19 protein-coding genes, 2 tRNA genes and 2 pseudogenes are annotated in these 20,127 nt (G+C 39.6%); 20 read left to right on the forward strand and 3 right to left on the reverse strand.

The window, feature by feature from the left end; genetic code table 11:
- Positions 1 to 43 precede the first annotated feature (43 nt).
- The 4 genes and pseudogenes from rocS to KV696_RS09945 form a co-directional block, all read left to right on the forward strand.
- The gene (gene rocS, locus KV696_RS00670) at positions 44 to 535 is read left to right on the forward strand and encodes a chromosome segregation protein RocS (protein WP_000021242.1); all 492 of its coding nucleotides are present in this window, start codon (positions 44 to 46) and stop codon (positions 533 to 535) included.
- 256 nt (positions 536 to 791) lie between these two features.
- Positions 792 to 1,382 (forward strand): 3'-5' exonuclease, encoded by a 591-nt coding sequence (locus tag KV696_RS00675; protein WP_219966575.1) that lies wholly within the window; start codon positions 792 to 794, stop codon positions 1,380 to 1,382.
- An 8-nt stretch (positions 1,383 to 1,390) separates the two neighbouring features.
- A complete protein-coding gene (locus KV696_RS00680; RefSeq protein ID WP_219966576.1) occupies positions 1,391 to 3,154 on the forward strand; it encodes a glycerophosphoryl diester phosphodiesterase membrane domain-containing protein in 1,764 nt (587 codons plus the stop codon).
- 342 nt (positions 3,155 to 3,496) lie between these two features.
- Positions 3,497 to 3,764, forward strand: a pseudogene (locus KV696_RS09945) (IS5/IS1182 family transposase); the annotation flags it as partial.
- A 20-nt stretch (positions 3,765 to 3,784) separates the two neighbouring features.
- On the opposite strand, the gene KV696_RS00685 reads toward KV696_RS09945, so the two are convergent.
- Positions 3,785 to 4,222, reverse strand: coding sequence for a DUF6556 family protein (locus tag KV696_RS00685; RefSeq protein ID WP_219966577.1), 438 nt, complete (start codon positions 4,220 to 4,222; stop codon positions 3,785 to 3,787).
- A 138-nt stretch (positions 4,223 to 4,360) separates the two neighbouring features.
- Here KV696_RS00685 and KV696_RS00690 point away from each other — a divergent pair, with 138 nt between their 5' ends.
- From KV696_RS00690 to KV696_RS00710, 5 genes are all read left to right on the forward strand, one after another.
- On the forward strand, positions 4,361 to 5,503 hold the full coding sequence (locus KV696_RS00690) for a cysteine desulfurase family protein (RefSeq protein WP_219966578.1): 1,143 nt from the start codon (positions 4,361 to 4,363) through the stop codon (positions 5,501 to 5,503).
- A gap of 8 nt (positions 5,504 to 5,511) precedes the next feature.
- A complete protein-coding gene (thiI, locus tag KV696_RS00695; RefSeq protein ID WP_219966579.1) occupies positions 5,512 to 6,726 on the forward strand; it encodes a tRNA uracil 4-sulfurtransferase ThiI in 1,215 nt (404 codons plus the stop codon).
- A 136-nt stretch (positions 6,727 to 6,862) separates the two neighbouring features.
- Entirely contained in the window at positions 6,863 to 7,687 is an 825-nt protein-coding gene (locus tag KV696_RS00700; protein WP_219966580.1) for an alpha/beta hydrolase, read from the forward strand.
- 23 nt (positions 7,688 to 7,710) lie between these two features.
- Positions 7,711 to 8,451, forward strand: a complete 741-nt coding sequence (locus tag KV696_RS00705) for an esterase family protein (RefSeq protein WP_000546753.1) — start codon at positions 7,711 to 7,713, stop codon at positions 8,449 to 8,451.
- Positions 8,452 to 8,463: 12 nt separating this feature from the next.
- Positions 8,464 to 9,630, forward strand: coding sequence for an ATP-grasp domain-containing protein (locus KV696_RS00710; protein ID WP_153193317.1), 1,167 nt, complete (start codon positions 8,464 to 8,466; stop codon positions 9,628 to 9,630).
- 30 nt (positions 9,631 to 9,660) lie between these two features.
- Here KV696_RS00710 and KV696_RS10320 read toward each other — a convergent pair whose 3' ends face one another.
- Together KV696_RS10320 and KV696_RS00720 are read right to left on the reverse strand one after the other, a co-directional pair.
- Entirely contained in the window at positions 9,661 to 9,786 is a 126-nt protein-coding gene (locus KV696_RS10320; protein ID WP_371470574.1) for a hypothetical protein, read from the reverse strand.
- A 196-nt stretch (positions 9,787 to 9,982) separates the two neighbouring features.
- Positions 9,983 to 10,224, reverse strand: a pseudogene (locus tag KV696_RS00720) (IS630 transposase-related protein); the annotation flags it as partial.
- A gap of 308 nt (positions 10,225 to 10,532) precedes the next feature.
- Here KV696_RS00720 and KV696_RS00725 point away from each other — a divergent pair.
- The 11 genes from KV696_RS00725 to sufD all read left to right on the forward strand — a co-directional run bounded on the left by KV696_RS00725 (position 10,533) and on the right by sufD (position 20,120).
- Positions 10,533 to 11,555 carry a branched-chain amino acid aminotransferase gene (locus KV696_RS00725; protein ID WP_153226070.1) on the forward strand — a complete coding sequence of 341 codons (1,023 nt, stop codon included), beginning with the start codon at positions 10,533 to 10,535 and terminating at the stop codon, positions 11,553 to 11,555.
- 22 nt (positions 11,556 to 11,577) lie between these two features.
- Positions 11,578 to 13,545: a peptide ABC transporter substrate-binding protein gene (locus KV696_RS00730; RefSeq protein ID WP_000837408.1), complete on the forward strand. Its 1,968-nt coding sequence runs from the start codon at positions 11,578 to 11,580 to the stop codon at positions 13,543 to 13,545.
- A 98-nt stretch (positions 13,546 to 13,643) separates the two neighbouring features.
- On the forward strand, positions 13,644 to 13,874 hold the full coding sequence (locus KV696_RS00735; protein WP_000037113.1) for a DUF2969 domain-containing protein: 231 nt from the start codon (positions 13,644 to 13,646) through the stop codon (positions 13,872 to 13,874).
- A gap of 49 nt (positions 13,875 to 13,923) precedes the next feature.
- Positions 13,924 to 14,004 (forward strand) — tRNA-Tyr (locus KV696_RS00740).
- A 9-nt stretch (positions 14,005 to 14,013) separates the two neighbouring features.
- Positions 14,014 to 14,085: transfer RNA gene (locus KV696_RS00745), tRNA-Gln, on the forward strand.
- A 161-nt stretch (positions 14,086 to 14,246) separates the two neighbouring features.
- Entirely contained in the window at positions 14,247 to 15,449 is a 1,203-nt protein-coding gene (gene rpsA, locus KV696_RS00750; protein WP_001001630.1) for a 30S ribosomal protein S1, read from the forward strand.
- 85 nt (positions 15,450 to 15,534) lie between these two features.
- A complete protein-coding gene (locus tag KV696_RS00755) occupies positions 15,535 to 16,032 on the forward strand; it encodes a GAF domain-containing protein (RefSeq protein ID WP_033676928.1) in 498 nt (165 codons plus the stop codon).
- On the forward strand, positions 16,032 to 17,687 hold the full coding sequence (dnaX, locus tag KV696_RS00760; RefSeq protein WP_033676930.1) for a DNA polymerase III subunit gamma/tau: 1,656 nt from the start codon (positions 16,032 to 16,034) through the stop codon (positions 17,685 to 17,687). Before KV696_RS00755 ends, dnaX begins: the two co-directional genes overlap by 1 nt.
- Positions 17,688 to 17,714: 27 nt before the next feature.
- Positions 17,715 to 17,909: a DUF3272 domain-containing protein gene (locus KV696_RS00765; protein ID WP_001081602.1), complete on the forward strand. Its 195-nt coding sequence runs from the start codon at positions 17,715 to 17,717 to the stop codon at positions 17,907 to 17,909.
- 150 nt (positions 17,910 to 18,059) lie between these two features.
- Entirely contained in the window at positions 18,060 to 18,830 is a 771-nt protein-coding gene (gene sufC, locus KV696_RS00770; RefSeq protein WP_000114489.1) for a Fe-S cluster assembly ATPase SufC, read from the forward strand.
- A 27-nt stretch (positions 18,831 to 18,857) separates the two neighbouring features.
- Positions 18,858 to 20,120, forward strand: coding sequence for a Fe-S cluster assembly protein SufD (gene sufD / locus KV696_RS00775; RefSeq protein WP_219966581.1), 1,263 nt, complete (start codon positions 18,858 to 18,860; stop codon positions 20,118 to 20,120).
- The last annotated feature ends 7 nt before the right edge of the window (positions 20,121 to 20,127 follow it).

Here is a 20,127-nt window from a genome sequence, read left to right on the forward strand (position 1 = left end):
AGATTTAAGTAAAGAAAAGCTAGAAAACGTTTCAGAGGATATTATGAGTATTGAAATGACCGTCAGTGAGATTGCAGAGGTCTTAGGATTATCTCGCCAAGCAATCAATAACCGTGTCAAAGAATTACCAGAAGAAGACACAGATAAAAATGACAAAGGGGTAACAGTCGTTACCAGAAGTGGCTTGATTAAGCTAGAAGAAATCTATAAAAAAACGATTTTTGAAGATGAGCCTGTCAGTGAAGATGTCAAGCAACGTGAACTGATGGAGATTCTGGTTGATGAGAAGAATGCAGAAATTCTTCGTCTTTATGAACAATTAAAAGCCAAGGATCGTCAGTTATCAGAAAAAGACGAGCAGATGCGTATCAAAGACCGTCAGATTGCTGAGAAAGACAAACAACTCGATCAGCAGCAACAATTGACCCTTCAAGCCATGAAGGATCAAGAAAATCTTAAGCTAGAGCTGGACCAAGCAAAAGAAGAAGTCCAATCCACTAAGAAAGGCTTTTTTGCTCGTTTATTTGGAGGATAATCAAGGAGCTGTTTAGGTTAAATGCTAACCTGATGGCTTCTTTTATTTCTAATCTAAATAGTATAGTTGCTCAATTAATACTCAATGAAAATCAAATAGCAAACTAGGAAGCTAGCCGCAGGCTGCTCAAAGCACTGCTTTGAGGTTGTAGATAAGACTGACGAAGTCAGTTACATATATCTACGGCAAGGCGACGTTGACGTGGTTTGAAGAGATTTTCGAAGAGTATAAAATAACAGTATAGGAGAGGTAGAAAATGGAACGATTAGAAGATTACATTGCTTTTGACTTAGAATTTAATCAGCATGAAGGACAAACACACTTGATTCAAGTATCGGCAGTGCGTTTTAGAGATGGTCGGGAAATCGACGCCTATGATTCCTATGTCCATACTAGTGTGCCTCTAAAGAGTTTTATCAATGGATTGACGGGAATTACAGCTGAGACCTTAAAAGATGCTCCTCCAGTGGAGGAAGTTATAAAGGAATTCCAAGAGTTTGTGGGTTCTTTGCCGATGATAGGCTACAATGCTGTTAAAAGTGATTTACCTATTTTAGTGGAGCATGGTTTAGATTACAGCCAACAGTACAAGGTTGATCTGTATGATGAAGCTTTTGAACGTCGCAGTTCGGATTTACATGGTATTGCCAATCTCAAATTGCAAACTGTTGCCTCATTTCTCGGATTTCAAGGACAGTCCCATAATAGTTTAGAGGATGCTCGGATGACGGCGCGTGTTTACGAGTCCTTTCTAGAGTCAGATCAAGCTAGAGAATTGTTAGAGAAAGAAAGTAGCCTATCAAATAATCCTTTTGGAGGCTTGGACTTGTCTCAATTATTTGACTAGGAGTGACTATGAAACCTGAAAAACCTAAAAATCTAGGTTTTAAGCAGATATACTTTAATCTAGATAAAATTCTCTTTCTCTTTTTCTTGGTATTCATGATGATTGAGTTTGTCTGGTTACCACTTAATTCTTGGATTGCTGGACTTTTACTCCGTCAGACAGGTTATCTCTTTCTTTCATACAACAATATTTTTGCTATTATAAAGGGTTCTCCCTTTGTTAGTCTTGCTTTATTTGTTTTGGTAATCGTTAATTTACTGATCGCCTATTATCAGATAGGACTTCTCTTTATCGGAGCTCGACACCTCCTCTATCACGAAAGGAGGACCTTGCTGGAGTACAGTCGCAAGGTCTTTCGCCAAAGTTTCTTGTTTATGAAGCAAGTGACGATTTCCAAAATGGCCTTTATCTTCTTTTATGTCATGATGCTCTTTCCATTGATTCGAAAGATTTTAAAGATTTATTACCTCAATAAAATTGTCATTCCGGAATTCATAGTAGCCTATGTAGAAGATAAGTACTGGTTGGTCGGTTTGGTAATCACTGTTCTAGCCTTGTTGCTGTTCTACATTTCAATACGTTTGATGTTTGCCCTACCCCAGCTTTTATTTGAGAAAAAAACAGTCAAAGAAGCAGTCAAATACAGTCTAGAGAAGACAAGAAAGCACTCCTGGTTTTATATCTGGAACTTACTTTGGATTGTTGTCAAAACCTACCTATTTTTCATTCTTTTATTGATTCCAATCTTGGCAAGTCAGACACTGATGGATGGTTTGACCCATAGGGAATCTCTTGTGCTGGGAATTATCAACTTTGTCTTGATTAAGAATTTCCACTATATGGCCTTGACTTACTTTCTCATTAAGTTTGTTTCCTTTTTGACAGGGGAGGAACTAGAAATCACACCAAGGAGAAAGAAAGACCACTGGATGAGATGGGGAGTGATGGGATGTGCTGGTATCTTTTTCGCTCTTGAGGGTTATGTTTATTTAGAAGCTCCAGTTGCCAATAAACCTTTAATTATCTCTCACAGGGGAGTATCTAATAAGAATGGTGTGCAAAATACAGTCCAATCTTTAGAAAAGACGGCTCAGTTATCTCCAGATTTCGTTGAGACGGATGTTCAGGAAACAAAAGATGGCCAGTTTGTCATGATGCATGATGCCAATATCAAGAATCTGACAGGAGTTAATGCCAATCCTCAGGATCTAACTTTGGATGAATTAACCAAACTTGATATTTCTGAAAATGGTTATCATGCCAAGGTATCTAGTTTTGATGACTACCTTAACAAAGCCAATGAATTGCATCAAAAACTCCTTATTGAGATTAAAACCAGTCGAAAAGATAGTCCAGATATGATGAAACGCTTTATGGAAAAATATGGAACAGATCTTAAGCAGAATGGTCACCAAATGCAATCCTTGGATTACCATGTGATTGACCAGGTTTTAGCCTACGATTCTCAAATTCCAGTCTATTTCATCCTACCTTATAATAGTATTTTCCCAAGAACGAAAGCTACAGGTTACACCATGGAGTATTCAACTTTAGATGAAAATTTTGTCAACAAGCTTTGGAATACCGATCAAAAATTGTACGTGTGGACCATCAATAGTTCAGAGTCTTTTGATAAATCTGTTCAGCTAGGAGCTGATGGCATGATAACGGATGATTTGGAAATGATTCAAGATCAAGTTACCATTGCCCAAGAAGACCCAGAGTATACTGAATTGCTTTTCAAACAGGCCATGGAATTCTTTAATTTTTAGTAAGCAAAAAGAGGTTGAGCAAAAAATCACCTCTAAAATATCAAAAAAACGAGCGATGTATCAGTTGGATATGCTCGTTTTTTTATGCCATGGTTTATAATTGATACTCAATGAAAATCAAAGAGCAAACTAGGAAGCTGGCCGCAGGTTGCTCAAAGTACAACTTTGAAGTTGCAGATAAAACTGACGAAGTCAGTAACATACGTACGGTAAGGCGATGCTGACGTGGTTTGAAGAGATTTTCGAAGAGTATGAAATAAGAATAAAACAGGAAGTAATGCCTATGAAGTGGTTGAACTAGGTTATTTATGTCAGATGTAAAAGGGTTACTAACTTCTGCGTGAAGAAGGCTTTCGAATTTATGTCAAACAGAAAATGGATGTTTCCCCTTTTGGGGCAGATGAGAGAGTATTGTTGGCATGTGCAGAGTTTATGTTAGAAATAAATAAGCTGTCATAACATCGCTAGGATTCATCTTTATGAGTATGAATCTCACAAAATTGGTCAAGAATCTAGCATCTAAAACATCAATTATACAAAAACACAGTCTCTCTTTAGCTTGATTGTGGTCAAGACAGAAGTTACTGCGCAGTTTTATTTTTTGAGTTGATTTTTTCTTAGATCATGTGCTTACTGAGGATTGCTTTTATTTTCTGAAGTTGGCGTATTGGCCTGTTTTTCGTTTTCAGTAGCAGGTTTACTTGGAGTAGGAGCAGGAGTAGAAGAATCCTGAGTTGATGTTTTCTGTTCTTCTTTTTGCTCTTCCTTGACGCTAGATTTTGGCGTTTCTTCTTGTTGTGTTTTTTCTTGAGTGGTGTGATTTTCCTTATTGGGACTAGTATTTTCCTTAGGGGATTCCTTTTGAATTTCTTTGACAATGGTTGTCGTCTGGCTTGTCGTAGGTTCTTTTTTAGTATTTTTGTTATTATCCAAGGCGTTCATGATAGTGATACTTGCGGTAATTAAGCCAAGAATACTACCGATAGTAGCAACGGTTTTTTGAAAGACTGTAAAGCCTTTTTTGATGTGTTCTGTTTTTGGTTTTGAAGTTCTACGATAATTAGACATACATTCTCTCCTTTGATTAAAACTTATTATACCGCATTTCTTTAAAAAAATCTTAAAAAAAGAGGAATTGCCCTTTCTTGTCGCAGGCTCCGTTTCATGATACAATAGAAGGAGTGATTTTAGAAAGCGTGAGAAAACATGATTTACTTTGATAATTCGGCGACGACTAAGCCCTATCCTGAAGCACTTGAAACTTATATGCAGGTCGCTTCAAAAATTTTAGGAAATCCATCTAGTCTCCATCGTTTGGGAGACCAGGCAACACGAATTTTAGATGCTTCCCGTCAACAGATTGCAGATTTAATCGGTAAGAAAAGTGATGAAATCTTCTTTACATCTGGTGGGACAGAAGGAGATAACTGGGTTATCAAGGGTGTGGCCTTTGAAAAAGCCCAGTTTGGCAAGCACATCATCGTATCAGCCATTGAACATCCAGCAGTCAAGGAATCAGCTCTTTGGTTGAAATCTCAAGGTTTTGAAGTGGATTTTGCTCCAGTTAATGAGAAAGGATTTGTCGATATTGAGGCGCTAGCAGATTTGATACGACCAGATACGACCCTCGTTTCCATCATGGCAGTTAACAATGAAATCGGTTCTATCCAGCCCATTGAGGCTATTTCAAAACTATTGGCAGACAAACCGACTATTTCCTTCCACGTTGATGCGGTTCAGGCACTTGCCAAGATTCCGACTGAAAAGTATCTGACAGAACGAGTGGATTTCGCGACTTTTTCTAGTCACAAGTTCCACGGAGTTCGTGGTGTTGGTTTTGTCTATATCAAGTCTGGTAAGAGAATTACGCCACTGTTGACTGGTGGTGGTCAGGAGCGTGATTACCGTTCGACAACTGAAAATGTAGCAGGGATTGCAGCAACAGCTAAGGCCCTCCGTTTGTCTATGGAAAAGCTAGATATCTTTAGGACCAAGACTGGACAGATGAAAGCTGTTATTCGCCAAGCCCTTCTGGACTATCCAGATATTTTTGTCTTTTCAGATGAGGAAGATTTTGCCCCTCATATCTTGACTTTTGGAATCAAAGGTGTTCGTGGTGAGGTTATTGTTCACGCTTTTGAAGACTATGATATTTTCATCTCAACGACCTCTGCTTGTTCGTCCAAGGCTGGGAAACCTGCAGGAACCCTGATTGCCATGGGAGTGGATAAAGATAAGGCCCAGTCAGCTGTGCGTCTTAGTCTAGACCTTGAAAATGATATGAGTCAGGTCGAGCAGTTTTTGACCAAGTTAAAATTGATTTACAATCAAACTAGAAAAGTAAGATAGGAGCATTCATGCAATATTCAGAAATTATGATTCGCTACGGTGAGCTGTCAACTAAGGGTAAAAACCGTATGCGTTTCATCAATAAACTTCGCAATAATATTTCAGACGTTTTGTCTATCTATCCCCAAGTTAAGGTAACGGCAGATCGTGACCGTGCCCACGCTTACCTCAATGGAGCAGATTACACAGCAGTAGCAGAATCGCTCAAACAAGTTTTTGGAATTCAAAACTTTTCCCCTGTTTATAAGGTTGAAAAATCTGTAGAAGTTCTGAAGTCTGCTGTCCAAGAGATTATGAAAGATATCTACAAGGATGGCATGACCTTTAAAATTTCTAGCAAGCGTAGCGACCACAACTTTGAGTTGGATAGTCGTGAACTCAATCAAACACTTGGAGGAGCTGTATTTGAAGCTATTCCAAATGTGCAAGCTCAAATGAAAAATCCTGATATCAATCTTCAGGTGGAGATTCGTGAGGAAGCTGCTTATATTTCTTATGAAACTATTCGTGGGGCCGGTGGTTTGCCAGTTGGAACTTCAGGTAAAGGGATGCTTATGTTGTCAGGAGGGATTGACTCACCTGTAGCAGGTTATCTTGCACTGAAACGTGGTGTAGATATCGAGGCCGTTCACTTTGCTAGTCCACCTTACACCAGTCCTGGAGCCCTTAAAAAAGCTCAAGATTTGACTCGTAAATTGACCAAGTTTGGGGGCAATATCCAGTTTATCGAAGTGCCTTTCACAGAGATTCAAGAGGAAATCAAGGCCAAAGCGCCAGAAGCCTATCTCATGACCTTGACGCGTCGTTTTATGATGCGGATTACTGACCGTATTCGTGAGGTACGAAATGGATTGGTTATTATCAATGGGGAAAGTCTTGGTCAAGTAGCTAGCCAGACCTTGGAAAGCATGCAGGCTATTAACGCTGTGACCAACACTCCAATTATTCGTCCAGTTGTGACAATGGATAAGTTGGAAATCATTGACATTGCTCAGGAAATCGATACCTTTGACATTTCAATCCAACCGTTTGAAGACTGTTGTACCATTTTTGCGCCAGATCGTCCAAAGACTAATCCTAAGATTAAGAATGCAGAGCAGTATGAAGCACGTATGGATGTTGAAGGTTTAGTTGAGCGAGCTGTGGCTGGAATCATGATTACTGAGATTACACCGCAGGCTGAAAAAGATGAAGTGGATGACTTGATTGATAATTTGCTCTAATCAGAAAATCCAGAAGAATTTAGAAAAATAAATGAAAAAGTTAGTTTTTAATTCCAAAAACGGAAGCAAAACTAACTTTTTTTCTATAATTGTGATATAATGAAATAAAATTTTGAATATAGAGAGTTTTCTGACAATGAATCAATCCTACTTTTATTTAAAAATGAAAGAACACAAACTCAAGGTTCCTTATACAGGTAAGGAGCGCCGTGTGCGTGTTCTTCTACCTAAAGATTATGAGAAAGACACGAATCGTTCCTATCCTGTTGTATACTTTCATGACGGGCAAAATGTTTTTTATAGTAAGGAGTCTTTCATTGGTCATTCATGGAAGATTATCCCAGCTATTAAGCGTAATCCTGATATCAGTCGCATGATTGTCGTAGCCATTGACAATGATGGAATGGGGCGGATGAATGAGTATGCAGCTTGGAAGTTCCAAGAATCTCCAATCCCAGGGCAGCAGTTTGGCGGTAAGGGTGTGGAGTATGCCGAGTTTGTCATGGAGGTGGTCAAGCCTTTTATTGATGAAACTTATCGTACAAAAGCAGACCGCCAGCATACAGCCATGATTGGTTCCTCACTAGGAGGCAATATTACCCAGTTTATCGGTTTGGAATACCAAGACCAAATTGGTTGCTTGGGCGTCTTTTCATCTGCCAACTGGCTCCACCAAGAAGCCTTTAACCGCTATATCGAGCGTCAGCAACTATCGCCTGACCAGCGTATCTTTATCTATGTTGGAACAGAAGAAGCAGATGATACAGACAAGACCTTGATGGCTGGCAATATCAAACAAGCCTATATCGACTCGTCTCTTCAGTATTACCATGATTTGATAGCAGGTGGGGTACACTTAGATAATCTTGTTTTGAAAGTTCAGTCTGGTGCCATCCATAGTGAAATCCCTTGGTCGGAGAATTTACCAGACTGTCTGAGATTTTTTGCAGAAAACTGGTAAGGTAAAGTAAGAAAGGAGAAAATATGCATATTGAACATCTTAGCCACTGGAGTGGCCATCTTAACCGTGAAATGTACCTTAACCGTTATGGTCATGCTGGGATTCCAGTTGTGGTCTTTGCTTCATCAGGTGGTAGTCACAATGAATACTATGATTTTGGCATGATTGATGCTTGTGCTTCCTTTATTGAGGAAGGCCGTGTCCAATTCTTTACCCTATCTAGTGTGGATAGTGAGAGTTGGTTGGCCACTTGGAAAAACGGTCACGACCAAGCGGAGATGCACCGTGCCTACGAACGCTACGTGATTGAGGAGGCCATTCCTTTTATCAAGCATAAGACAGGTTGGTTTGATGGCATGATGACGACAGGTTGCTCGATGGGCGCCTACCATGCACTCAATTTCTTCCTTCAGCATCCAGATGTATTTACCAAAGTGATTGCTCTCAGTGGTGTTTACGACGCACGTTTCTTTGTCGGCGATTACTATAACGACGATGCTATTTACCAAAACTCGCCAGTTGATTATATCTGGAACCAAAACGACGGCTGGTTTATTGACCGTTACCGTCAGGCAGAGATTGTGCTGTGTACAGGACTTGGAGCTTGGGAACAAGACGGTCTGCCATCCTTCTACAAGCTTAAAGAAGCCTTTGACCAGAAACAAATTCCAGCCTGGTTTGCTGAATGGGGACACGATGTCGCCCACGACTGGGAATGGTGGCGCAAACAAATGCCTTATTTCCTCGGCAATCTCTATTTATAAAAGGAGTTACCTATGAATTACCTTGTTATTTCTCCCTACTATCCACAAAACTTTCAACAGTTTACCATTGAACTAGCTAATAAAGGAATCAACGTCTTGGGAATTGGTCAGGAACCTTACGAGCAATTGGATGAACCTTTACGCAATAGCCTGACCGAGTATTTCCGTGTGGACAATCTTGAAAATATAGATGAAGTCAAGAGAGCAGTTGCTTTTCTCTTTTATAAACATGGCCCGATTGACCGCATCGAGTCTCATAATGAATACTGGCTTGAGTTGGATGCAACACTCAGAGAACAATTCAATGTTTTTGGTGCCAAACCAGAGGATCTCAAAAAGACGAAATTTAAGTCTGAAATGAAGAAGCTTTTCAAAAAAGCAGGTGTCCCTGTGGTCCCTGGAGCTGTTATCAAGACGGAAGCAGATGTTGATCAAGCAGTGAACGAAATCGGCCTTCCAATGATTGCCAAACCTGACAATGGAGTGGGAGCAGCCGCGACCTTTAAGCTTGAGACAGAGGACGATATCAATCACTTCAAGGCTGAGTGGGATCATTCAACTGTTTATTTCTTTGAGAAATTTGTCACCTCTAGCGAAATTTGCACCTTTGATGGTCTAGTGGACAAGGAAGGAAAGATTGTCTTTTCAACAACCTTTGACTACGCCTATACACCGCTTGATCTCATGATTTACAAGATGGACAATTCTTATTACGTTCTCAAGGATATGGATCCTAAATTACGTAAATATGGTGAGGCAATTGTCAAGGAATTTGGTATGAAAGAACGGTTCTTCCATATTGAGTTCTTCCGTGAGGGGGATGATTATATTGCCATTGAGTACAATAACCGTCCTGCAGGTGGGTTTACCATTGATGTTTATAACTTTGCCCATTCCTTGGACCTCTATCGTGGCTATGCAGCCATTGTCGCAGGAGAAGAGTTCCCAGCGTCAGAATTTGAACCTCAGTATTGTTTGGCTACTTCTCGCCGTGCAAATGCTCACTATGTTTATTCAGAAGAGGATTTGATTGACAAATATAGCCAGCAGTTCAAGGTTAAAAAAATCATGCCAGCGGCCTTTGCGGAACTTCAAGGAGATTACCTGTATATGTTGACAACTCCGAGTCGACAAGAAATGGATCAGATGATTAAGGACTTTGGTCAGCGTCAGGCTTGAGAGACTATCGGATTAAGGAAATTCACTCCCTTAGTCCTTTTGTTTTTTATAAGAAACACAGCGGATTGAAACAAGAGTAGGACAATTTTTGAGGTGCTTTTTGATATGAGCCCAGGTTTTCTCAATAAGATTGTACTCAGGTGAGTGGGGAGGAATAAGAAATAAAGCTACTTTTCTGGGGCTTGTTCATAGTAGGTATGATTCTTTTTTTCGAGTGTAGCCTATAGCTTTGAGAGCATAGTGGATAGTATAGTAGATTGAAATAAGATGTGAACAAAGTGATTGAGAAAGTCAATTTTTTCTAAAAATGTTTTAGCAACCGTAATGTGCTATTCTAGATTCAATACGCTATAGTTGGATGACAGCCAAATTCAGAAGCTATTTCAGTCAAATAAGCGTCTGGATTGTCGGTAAGATAGTTTTTAAGTCTGTCTCTATCAACTTTTCTTGGTTTTGTTCCTTTTACTTGATGGTTTAGATCACCTATTTTCTCTTTTAGATAATGGTATTACGTGAGATTTGGAATTCTGTTATACTACCTGTTCGCTTACAATAGGCAAGAACTTTTTTACGTAAATCTATTGAATATGGTATAAGATGACTGTACCACATTGTGTACTATCTTTAGTTCATTTTATCATATCTCTGTCGAAACAGGTTACTAATATTAATGTACGGGCTCTATGTATGTCAAAAATAAGTTCAGTTATTGAATAGATTTTACTAAACGAGATAGAAGAATAATTTGAGTCTTTTATGCAATCTCCATATAGGATTCATTACGACAGATACCTTAGATTCTTTTTATTGAAGAAATTTTCTGAAAATTACAAAATATACTTGCTATTTTAGAAAAAAAGTGTAGAATATAAGAAATAGGTTTTTAGAATAAGGAGTGGAATATGACAGTAACGATTGATTGGGAAAATCTTGGTTTTTCCTATATGAAATTACCTTATCGCTATATTGCTCATTTTAAAAATGGACAATGGAATCAAGGAGAACTTACAGAAGATGCAACCTTGCATATTTCAGAGTCTTCTCCAAGTCTTCACTATGGTCAACAAGCCTTTGAAGGTTTGAAAGCTTACCGTACTAAGGATGGTAGTGTTCAACTTTTCCGTCCTGACGAAAATGCTAAACGTCTGCAACGTACTTGTAATCGTCTCTTGATGCCACAAGTTCCGACAGACATGTTTGTAGAAGCTTGTAAGGCAGTTGTCCGCGCGAATGAAGAATACGTACCACCATATGGAACAGGTGGAACCCTTTATCTTCGTCCACTTTTGATTGGTGTTGGAGATATTATCGGGGTTAAACCAGCAGAGGAATACATTTTCACCATCTTTGCTATGCCAGTTGGAAATTACTTTAAGGGTGGATTGGTTCCAACCAACTTCTTGATTCAGGATGAATACGACCGTGCAGCGCCAAATGGTACAGGTGCAGCTAAGGTTGGTGGGAACTATGCTGCCAGTCTCTTGCCAGGGAAATTGGCCAAGTCACGTCATTTCTCAGATGTTATCTATCTAGACCCATCAACTCATACAAAGATTGAAGAAGTCGGTTCAGCTAACTTCTTTGGAATTACAGCTGATAATGAATTTGTAACACCATTGAGTCCATCTATCTTGCCATCTATTACTAAGTATTCTTTGCTTTATTTGGCAGAACACCGCTTGGGCTTGACTCCTATTGAGGGGGATGTCCCAATTGATAACCTTGACCGCTTTGTAGAGGCAGGTGCCTGTGGTACAGCAGCAGTTATTTCACCAATTGGTGGAATTCAGCACGGTGATGATTTCCATGTATTCTATAGTGAAACAGAAGTAGGTCCTGTGACTCGTAAACTCTATGATGAATTGACTGGTATTCAGTTTGGTGATATTGAAGCGCCAGAAGGTTGGATTGTAAAAGTAGATTAAAACAAACAAAAGGAGATTTTTGATGAAATCGAAAAAGTGGCTCTTAACAGCAGGAGTGGTCCTGAGCACAACAGCTCTTTTAGTGGCTTGTGGAAAAGCTGATAAAGAAGCAGATGCACCGACAACATTTTCATATGTCTATGCAGTAGATCCAGCATCTTTGGACTATAGTATAGCGACTCGTACATCTACAACAGATGTCATCGGGAACGTGGTTGATGGCTTGATGGAAAACGACCAGTACGGAAATGTTATCCCTTCCTTGGCTGAGGATTGGTCTGTGTCAAAAGATGGTTTGACTTATACCTACAAACTTCGTAAAGGAGTTAAATGGTACACTTCTGAAGGTGAAGAATATGCAGAAGTAACAGCCCATGACTTTGTAACAGGATTGAAACATGTAGCTGACGGTAAGTCAGACGGTGTCTCTCTCATCCAAAATTCAATCAAGGGTTTGGATGCCTACATGACTGGTGAGACGAACGATTTCTCTACAGTTGGTGTTAAGGCCTTGGACGATTATACAGTCGAATATACCCTAAACAAACCAGAAAGTTTCTGGAACTCTAAAGTTACAACAGCGACGATGTTGCCTGTAAATGAAGAGTTTTTGAAGGCATCAGGTAAAGATTATGGAGCAGTTACTCCAGCAGGGATTCTTTACAATGGTCCTTATATCTTGAAGACCTTGACTTCTAAATCGTTAATCGAATACGAGAAAAATCCAAACTACTGGGATAAAGAAAAGGTAAAAATCGAGAAGATCAAATTGACCTACTACGATGGTTCTGATCAGGAATCCTTGATTCGTAGCTTCTCTTCTGGTGCTTATACGACAGCCCGTCTCTTCCCAAGTAGCTCAAACTTTGCTTCTACTTTGGAACAATACGGAGATAAAATCACTTATAGCCCACAGGACTCAAGTAGCTATTACTTCACCTTTAACGTAAATCGTCAGTCATATAATAAAACTGCGAAAACAAGTGAAGAGCAAAAGACTTCTACTAAAGAAGCTATGCTTAATAAGGACTTCCGTCAGGCTATCAACTTTGCCTTCAACCGTCATTCTTATGCTGCCCAGCTAAATGGTGAAGACGGTGCGGACAAGATTATTCGTAACAGCCTTGTTCCTGACAACTTTGTACAAGCAGGGGGTAAAAACTTTGGTCAAATCGCCCAAGCTGAGTTGGTGAACTATGGTGACCAATGGAAAGGTGTTGAGCTAGTTGACGGTAAGGATTCTATCTATAATCCTGACAAGGCTAAAGCTGCGTTCGAAAAAGCTAAGAAAGACTTGGAATCTAAAGGGGTAACTTTCCCAATTCATTTGGATGTCCCAGTTGAACAAACAGATACCATCGCCGTTCAACAAAGTAATTCTTTCAAACAGTCTATCGAATCAACTCTTGGTGCAGAAAATGTTGTCATTGATGTTCTTCAAATGACAGATAATGAAAAGGAAACAATCACTTCTCAAGCGCGTGTTCCTTCTCAAAAAGACTATGATTTGAACAGTACAGGATGGGCTCCAAGCTATCAAGACCCAGCATCTTACTTGAATATCATGGATCCTAAATCAGGTTCTGCTATGAAACACCTTGGTATTACTAAAGGAAAAGATAAGGATGTTGTAGCGAAACTTGGTTTGGACCAATATAAGAAATTATTGGATGATGCAGATTCAGAGACTACAAATCTTGAAGAACGCTATGAAAAATATGCCAAGGCTCAAGCTTGGTTGACGGATAGTTCATTATTGATGCCGACAGCCTCATCTGGTGGTTCTCCAGTTGTAAGTAATGTCGTGCCATTCTCAAAACCATACTCACAAGTTGGTATTAAGGGTGACCCATATATCTTTAAAGGGATGAAATTGCAAAAAGATATTGTTACAACAAAAGAATATGAAGAAGCACTGAAAAAATGGCAAAAAGAAAAATTGGAATCAAACGGTAAGTACCAAAAAGAACTAGAAAAACACATTAAATAAAGCAGAAAACTCTATATCAGACTTGGAATGATATAGAGTTTTTTCTTGCTAGTTTTAGGATTTTCTTGTAAAATAGAAAAAGTGAAGAGAGGTATGAAATGAGTAAGAAAGATAAAAAAATTGAAATTCAAGTAGCAGATGCCAAGGTTAATGTAGGAAAAGACAGTTTTGAAGGTTATACCTTGACCATTGGTAAAAAAGTTATCGGAGAAATTGCCGAATTAGACGGACAATTTGCCATCATAAAGAATGGGAATGTCGATAGTTTTTATAAAAAATTGGAAAAAGCTGTGGAAATTTTGATTGAAAATTATAATTTAGCAAAATAAGTCTTGTTTTTTTGAAATTTTCATGATATAATAGTCCATGTTGATTGTAGGAGAGATAGCGAAGAGGCTAAACGCGGCGGACTGTAAATCCGCTCCTTCGGGTTCGGGGGTTCGAATCCCTCTCTCTCCATTTTATCAATGGGGTATAGCCAAGCGGTAAGGCAAGGGACTTTGACTCCCTCATGCGTTGGTTCGAATCCAGCTACCCCAGTTCTTAGGTAATAATCAAGATAAAAAGCAAAATATCTTAGGGTATTTTATTTTTATAATTGAAAGACGTGAACGATATGAACATGTCCTTGCGGGTGCTTAGGAAAAAAATTATAAGTATGTCAAGTTTAAGAAAAACTTGATTGTTGGAGGATTTTTTAGATGAACGAATTTGAAGATTTGCTAAATAGCGTTAGCCAAGTTGAGACTGGTGATGTTGTTAGTGCTGAAGTATTGACAGTTGATGCGACTCAAGCTAACGTTGCAATCTCTGGAACTGGTGTTGAAGGTGTCTTGACTCTTCGCGAATTGACAAACGATCGCGATGCAGATATCAATGACTTTGTTAAAGTAGGAGAAGTATTGGATGTTCTTGTACTTCGTCAAGTAGTTGGTAAAGATACTGATACAGTTACATACCTTGTATCTAAAAAACGCCTTGAAGCTCGCAAAGCATGGGACAAACTTGTTGGTCGCGAAGAAGAAGTTGTTACTGTTAAAGGAACTCGTGCCGTTAAAGGTGGACTTTCAGTAGAATTTGAAGGTGTTCGTGGATTCATCCCAGCTTCAATGTTGGATACTCGTTTCGTACGTAACACTGAGCGTTTTGTAGGTCAAGAATTTGATGCTAAAATCAAAGAAGTTGACGCTAAAGAAAACCGCTTCATCCTTTCACGTCGTGAAGTTGTTGAAGCAGCTACTGCAGCGGCTCGCGCTGAAGTATTCGGTAAATTGGCTGTTGGTGATGTTGTAACTGGTAAAGTTGCTCGTATCACAAGCTTTGGTGCTTTCATCGACCTTGGTGGTGTTGACGGATTGGTTCACTTGACTGAATTGTCACATGAACGTAACGTATCACCAAAATCAGTTGTAACTGTTGGTGAAGAAATTGAAGTGAAAATCCTTGATCTTAACGAAGAAGAAGGACGTGTATCACTTTCACTTAAAGCAACAACACCTGGACCATGGGATGGCGTTGAGCAAAAATTGGCTAAAGGTGATGTAGTAGAAGGAACAGTTAAACGTTTGACTGACTTCGGTGCATTTGTTGAAGTATTGCCAGGTATCGATGGACTTGTTCACGTATCACAAATTTCACACAAACGTATTGAAAATCCTAAAGAAGCTCTTAAAGTTGGTCAAGAAGTTAAAGTTAAAGTTCTTGAAGTTAACGCAGATGCAGAGCGCGTATCACTTTCTATCAAAGCTCTTGAAGAGCGTCCAGCTCAAGAAGAAGGACAAAAAGAAGAAAAACGTGCTGCTCGTCCACGTCGTCCAAAACGTCAAGAAAAACGTGATTTCGAACTTCCAGAAACACAAACAGGATTCTCAATGGCTGACTTGTTCGGTGATATCGAACTTTAATCAAATTGAAAATTTATAAAATCCTTTGTTTTCTAAACAAGGGATTTTTCTTTTGTCTGTAAGCCTTTTTTGATATAATAGTTCTATGTTAGAATCAGAAAAACAATCACGTTATCAAATGTTAAATGAGGAGTTCTCTTTTTTATTGGAAGGCGAAACCAATGTTTTGGCTAATCTTTCCAACGCCAGTGCTCTTCTAAAATCACGCTTTCCTAATACCGTATTTGCAGGCTTTTATCTGTTCGATGGAAAGGAATTGGTTTTAGGTCCTTTCCAAGGAGGTGTTTCCTGCATCCGTATTGCACTGGGAAAAGGTGTTTGTGGGGAGGCAGCTCATTTTCAGGAAACTGTTCTGGTTGGTGATGTAACAACTTATCCCAACTATATTTCTTGTGATAGTAGAGCAAAAAGTGAAATTGTTGTTCCGATAGTTAAGAATGGTCAATTGCTAGGGGTTCTGGATCTGGATTCTTCAGAGATTGATGATTATGATACTATGGATCGAGATTATTTGGAACAATTTGTCGCTATTTTGCTTGAAAAGACAGAATGGGACTTTACAATGTTTGGGGAGAAAGCCTAATGTATCAAGCACTTTATCGAAAATATAGAAGTCAAAATTTCTCCCAGTTGGTTGGTCAAGAAGTTGTGGCTAAGACCCTTAAACAAGCTGTAGAGCAAGAGAAAATAAGTCATGCTTATCTTTTTTCTGGTCCTCGTGGAACGGGAAAAACCAGTGTGGCTAAGATCTTTGCCAAGGCTATGAACTGTCCCAATCAAGTGGGTGGTGAACCATGTAATAACTGCTATATTTGTCAGGCAGTGACGGATGGTAGTTTAGAAGATGTCATCGAAATGGATGCAGCCTCTAATAATGGGGTGGATGAAATCCGTGAAATTCGTGATAAATCTACCTATGCCCCTAGTCTTGCCCGTTATAAGGTTTATATCATAGACGAGGTTCACATGCTGTCTACAGGAGCTTTTAATGCCCTCCTAAAGACGCTGGAAGAGCCAACACAGAATGTAGTCTTTATTTTGGCCACTACTGAATTGCACAAGATTCCTGCCACTATTCTATCCCGTGTGCAACGTTTTGAATTTAAATCGATTAAGACACAGGATATTAAGGAACATATCCACTATATTTTAGAAAAAGAAAATATTACTTCTGAACCAGAGGCTGTGGAAATTATCGCTAGACGAGCTGAAGGTGGAATGCGGGACGCCTTGTCTATTTTGGATCAAGCCCTGAGTTTGACACAGGGAAATGAATTGACGACTGCTATCTCTGAAGAAATTACTGGCACCATTAGCCTATCAGCCTTGGATGATTATGTGGCTGCCTTGTCTCAACAGGATGTTCCCAAGGCTTTGTCTTGCTTAAATCTTCTCTTTGAAAATGGTAAGAGCATGACTCGTTTTGTGACCGACCTTTTGCACTATTTAAGAGACTTGTTAATTGTTCAAACAGGGGGAGAAAACACTCATCATAGTCCAGTATTTGTAGAGAATTTGGCACTTCCTCAAGAAAATCTGTTTGAAATGATTCGCTTAGCGACAGTCAGTTTAGCAGATATTAAGTCTAGTTTGCAGCCTAAGATTTATGCTGAGATGATGACTATTCGCTTGGCGGAGGTTAAGCCTGAAGCAACTCTTTCTGGGGCGGTTGAACATGAAATTTCTGCATTGAGACAGGAAGTTGCCCGTCTCAAACATGAACTCGCCAATGTGGGAACCGTAGCTAAGCCAACAAATCCAGCTCCTAGTCGTCCAACAGCAGGCAAGACAGTCTATCGTGTGGATCGTAATAAAGTTCAATCTATCTTACAAGAGGCTGTCGAAAATCCTGATTTAGCACGTCAAAATCTGATACGCTTGCAGAATGCCTGGGGAGAGGTGATTGAAAGTCTAGGAGGTCCTGATAAGGCTTTGCTAGTTGGTTCTCAACCGGTTGCGGCCAATGAACACCATGCTATTCTTGCTTTTGAGTCTAACTTCAATGCTGGTCAAACCATGAAACGAGACAATCTCAACACCATGTTTGGCAATATCCTCAGTCAGGCAGCAGGTTTTTCACCTGAGATTTTAGCTATTTCCATGGAGGAATGGAAAGAAGTTCGCGCAGCCTTTTCAGCCAAAGCCAAATCTTCTCAAACTGAAAAAGAAGCAGAAGAAAGTCTGATTCCAGAAGGATTTGAATTTTTGGCTGATAAAGTGAAGGTAGAAGAAGACTAAAGAAAGATTTCATGATACAATAAGTTTATGAATAGACAACAATTTATTATCATCGCGCTGTTTACAGCTGCTGAGACCTATTTTTTCAATGAAGCTTGGATGACTGGGCGTTATATTATGGCAGCCTTTTGGGCCATTTTGCTCTTTAGAAATTTCCGAGTTAGTTACTTGATGGGCAAGATTGTAGATGTCATTGACCAGCATTTAAAAGGAAAAGACTAGTCCTCAGCTTCTAGACAAAATCAAAGCCTTTTAGGCTTTTTTTTGTTATACTATAAAAGTATATTTATTGACCTTTTACCGTATTTTCTAGGGAAATCAAGTATGTTTCCAGTAAGAACTGTAAAGGTCTTAAAAAAGAAAGGAATTATCATGTCAGTATTAGAGATCAAAGATCTTCACGTCGAGATTGAAGGAAAAGAAATTTTAAAAGGGGTTAACCTGACCCTGAAAACAGGAGAAATCGCCGCTATCATGGGACCAAATGGTACTGGTAAATCGACTCTTTCTGCCGCTATCATGGGAAATCCAAACTATGAAGTTACCAAAGGTGAAGTCTTGTTTGATGGCGTAAATATCCTTGAGTTGGAAGTGGACGAGCGTGCACGTATGGGACTTTTCCTTGCTATGCAATACCCATCAGAAATTCCTGGTATTACTAACGCTGAGTTTCTTCGTGCAGCTATGAATGCTGGTAAAGAAGACGATGAAAAGATCTCAGTTCGTGAGTTTATCACTAAATTGGATGAGAAGATGGAATTGCTCAACATGAAAGAAGAAATGGCTGAGCGTTACCTCAACGAAGGTTTCTCTGGTGGTGAGAAAAAACGTAATGAGATTCTTCAACTTTTGATGTTGGAACCAACTTTTGCCCTTTTGGATGAGATTGACTCTGGTCTTGATATTGATGCCCTTAAAGTTGTTTCTAAAGGTGTTAATGCCATGCGTGGTGAAGGTTTTGGTGCTATGATTATCACTCACTACCAACGTCTTTTGAACTACATCACACCTGATGTGGTACACGTCATGATGGAAGGTCGTGTTGTCCTTTCAGGTGGTCCAGAATTGGCTGCTCGTTTGGAACGTGAAGGATACGCAAAACTAGCTGAAGAACTTGGCTACGACTACAAGGAAGAATTGTAATTTCCTCGTGTCTTTTAGGAGAAGTAAATGACTAAAGAAAATATTAAACTTTTTTCAGAAATGCACGCTGAACCAAGCTGGTTGGCTGATCTCCGTCAAAAAGCTTTTGACAAGATTGAGACTTTGGAATTACCAGTTATTGAGCGTGTCAAATTCCACCGTTGGAATCTGGGTGATGGAAAGATTACAGAAAGTGAGCCATCAGCAAATGTTCCAGATTTCACTGCACTAGATAATCACTTGAAGTTGGTGCAAGTAGGAACTCAAACTGTTTTTGAGCAAATTCCGGTTGAGTTGGCTCAACAGGGTGTCGTCTTTACAGACTTCCACTCAGCTTTAGAAGAAATTCCAGAGATTATTGAGGAATTCTTCATGTCATCTGTTAAGTATGACGATGATAAATTAGCAGCCTACCATACAGCATATTTTAATAGTGGTGCTGTTCTCTACATTCCTGATAATGTTGAGATTAAAGAGCCAATCGAAGGAATTTTCTACCAAGATAGTGATAGCGACGTGCCATTTAACAAACATATTATGATTATCGCTGGTAAAAATTCTAAGATTAGCTACCTTGAACGTCTAGAGTCACGCGGTGAAGGAAGTGCCAAAGCAACTGCCAATATCACAGTAGAAGTGATTGCACGTTCTGGTGCTCAAGTGAAGTTTGCTGCGATTGACCGCCTTGGTGAAAACGTCACGGCCTACATTAGTCGTCGTGGTAAATTAGGTAACGATGCAAGCATTGACTGGGCGATTGGTGTCATGAACGAAGGAAACGTCGTTGCTGACTTTGATAGTGACTTGATTGGTAATGGTAGTCATGCGGATCTTAAAGTCGTAGCTCTTTCAAGTGGCCGTCAGGTGCAAGGGATTGATACACGTGTAACTAACTATGGCTGCAATTCTATCGGAAATATCCTCCAACATGGAGTTATTCTTGAGAAAGCAACCTTGACATTTAATGGTATTGGCCACATCATCAAGGGTGCTAAGGGAGCAGATGCGCAACAAGAGAGTCGAGTTCTCATGCTTTCAGACCAAGCACGTTCAGATGCCAATCCAATTCTTTTGATTGATGAAAATGACGTAACTGCAGGACACGCGGCTTCTATCGGTCAGGTAGATCCAGAAGACATGTACTACCTCATGAGTCGTGGCTTGGATAAGGCAACTGCAGAACGTTTGGTTGTTCGCGGTTTCCTAGGCTCTGTTATCGTGGAGATTCCAGTCAAGGAAGTTCGTGACGAAATGATTGCAACTATCGAAGAAAAATTGTCAAAACGCTAAGGGGTAG

The organism is Streptococcus humanilactis (assembly GCF_019448275.1).
GTDB lineage: Bacteria > Bacillota > Bacilli > Lactobacillales > Streptococcaceae > Streptococcus > Streptococcus humanilactis.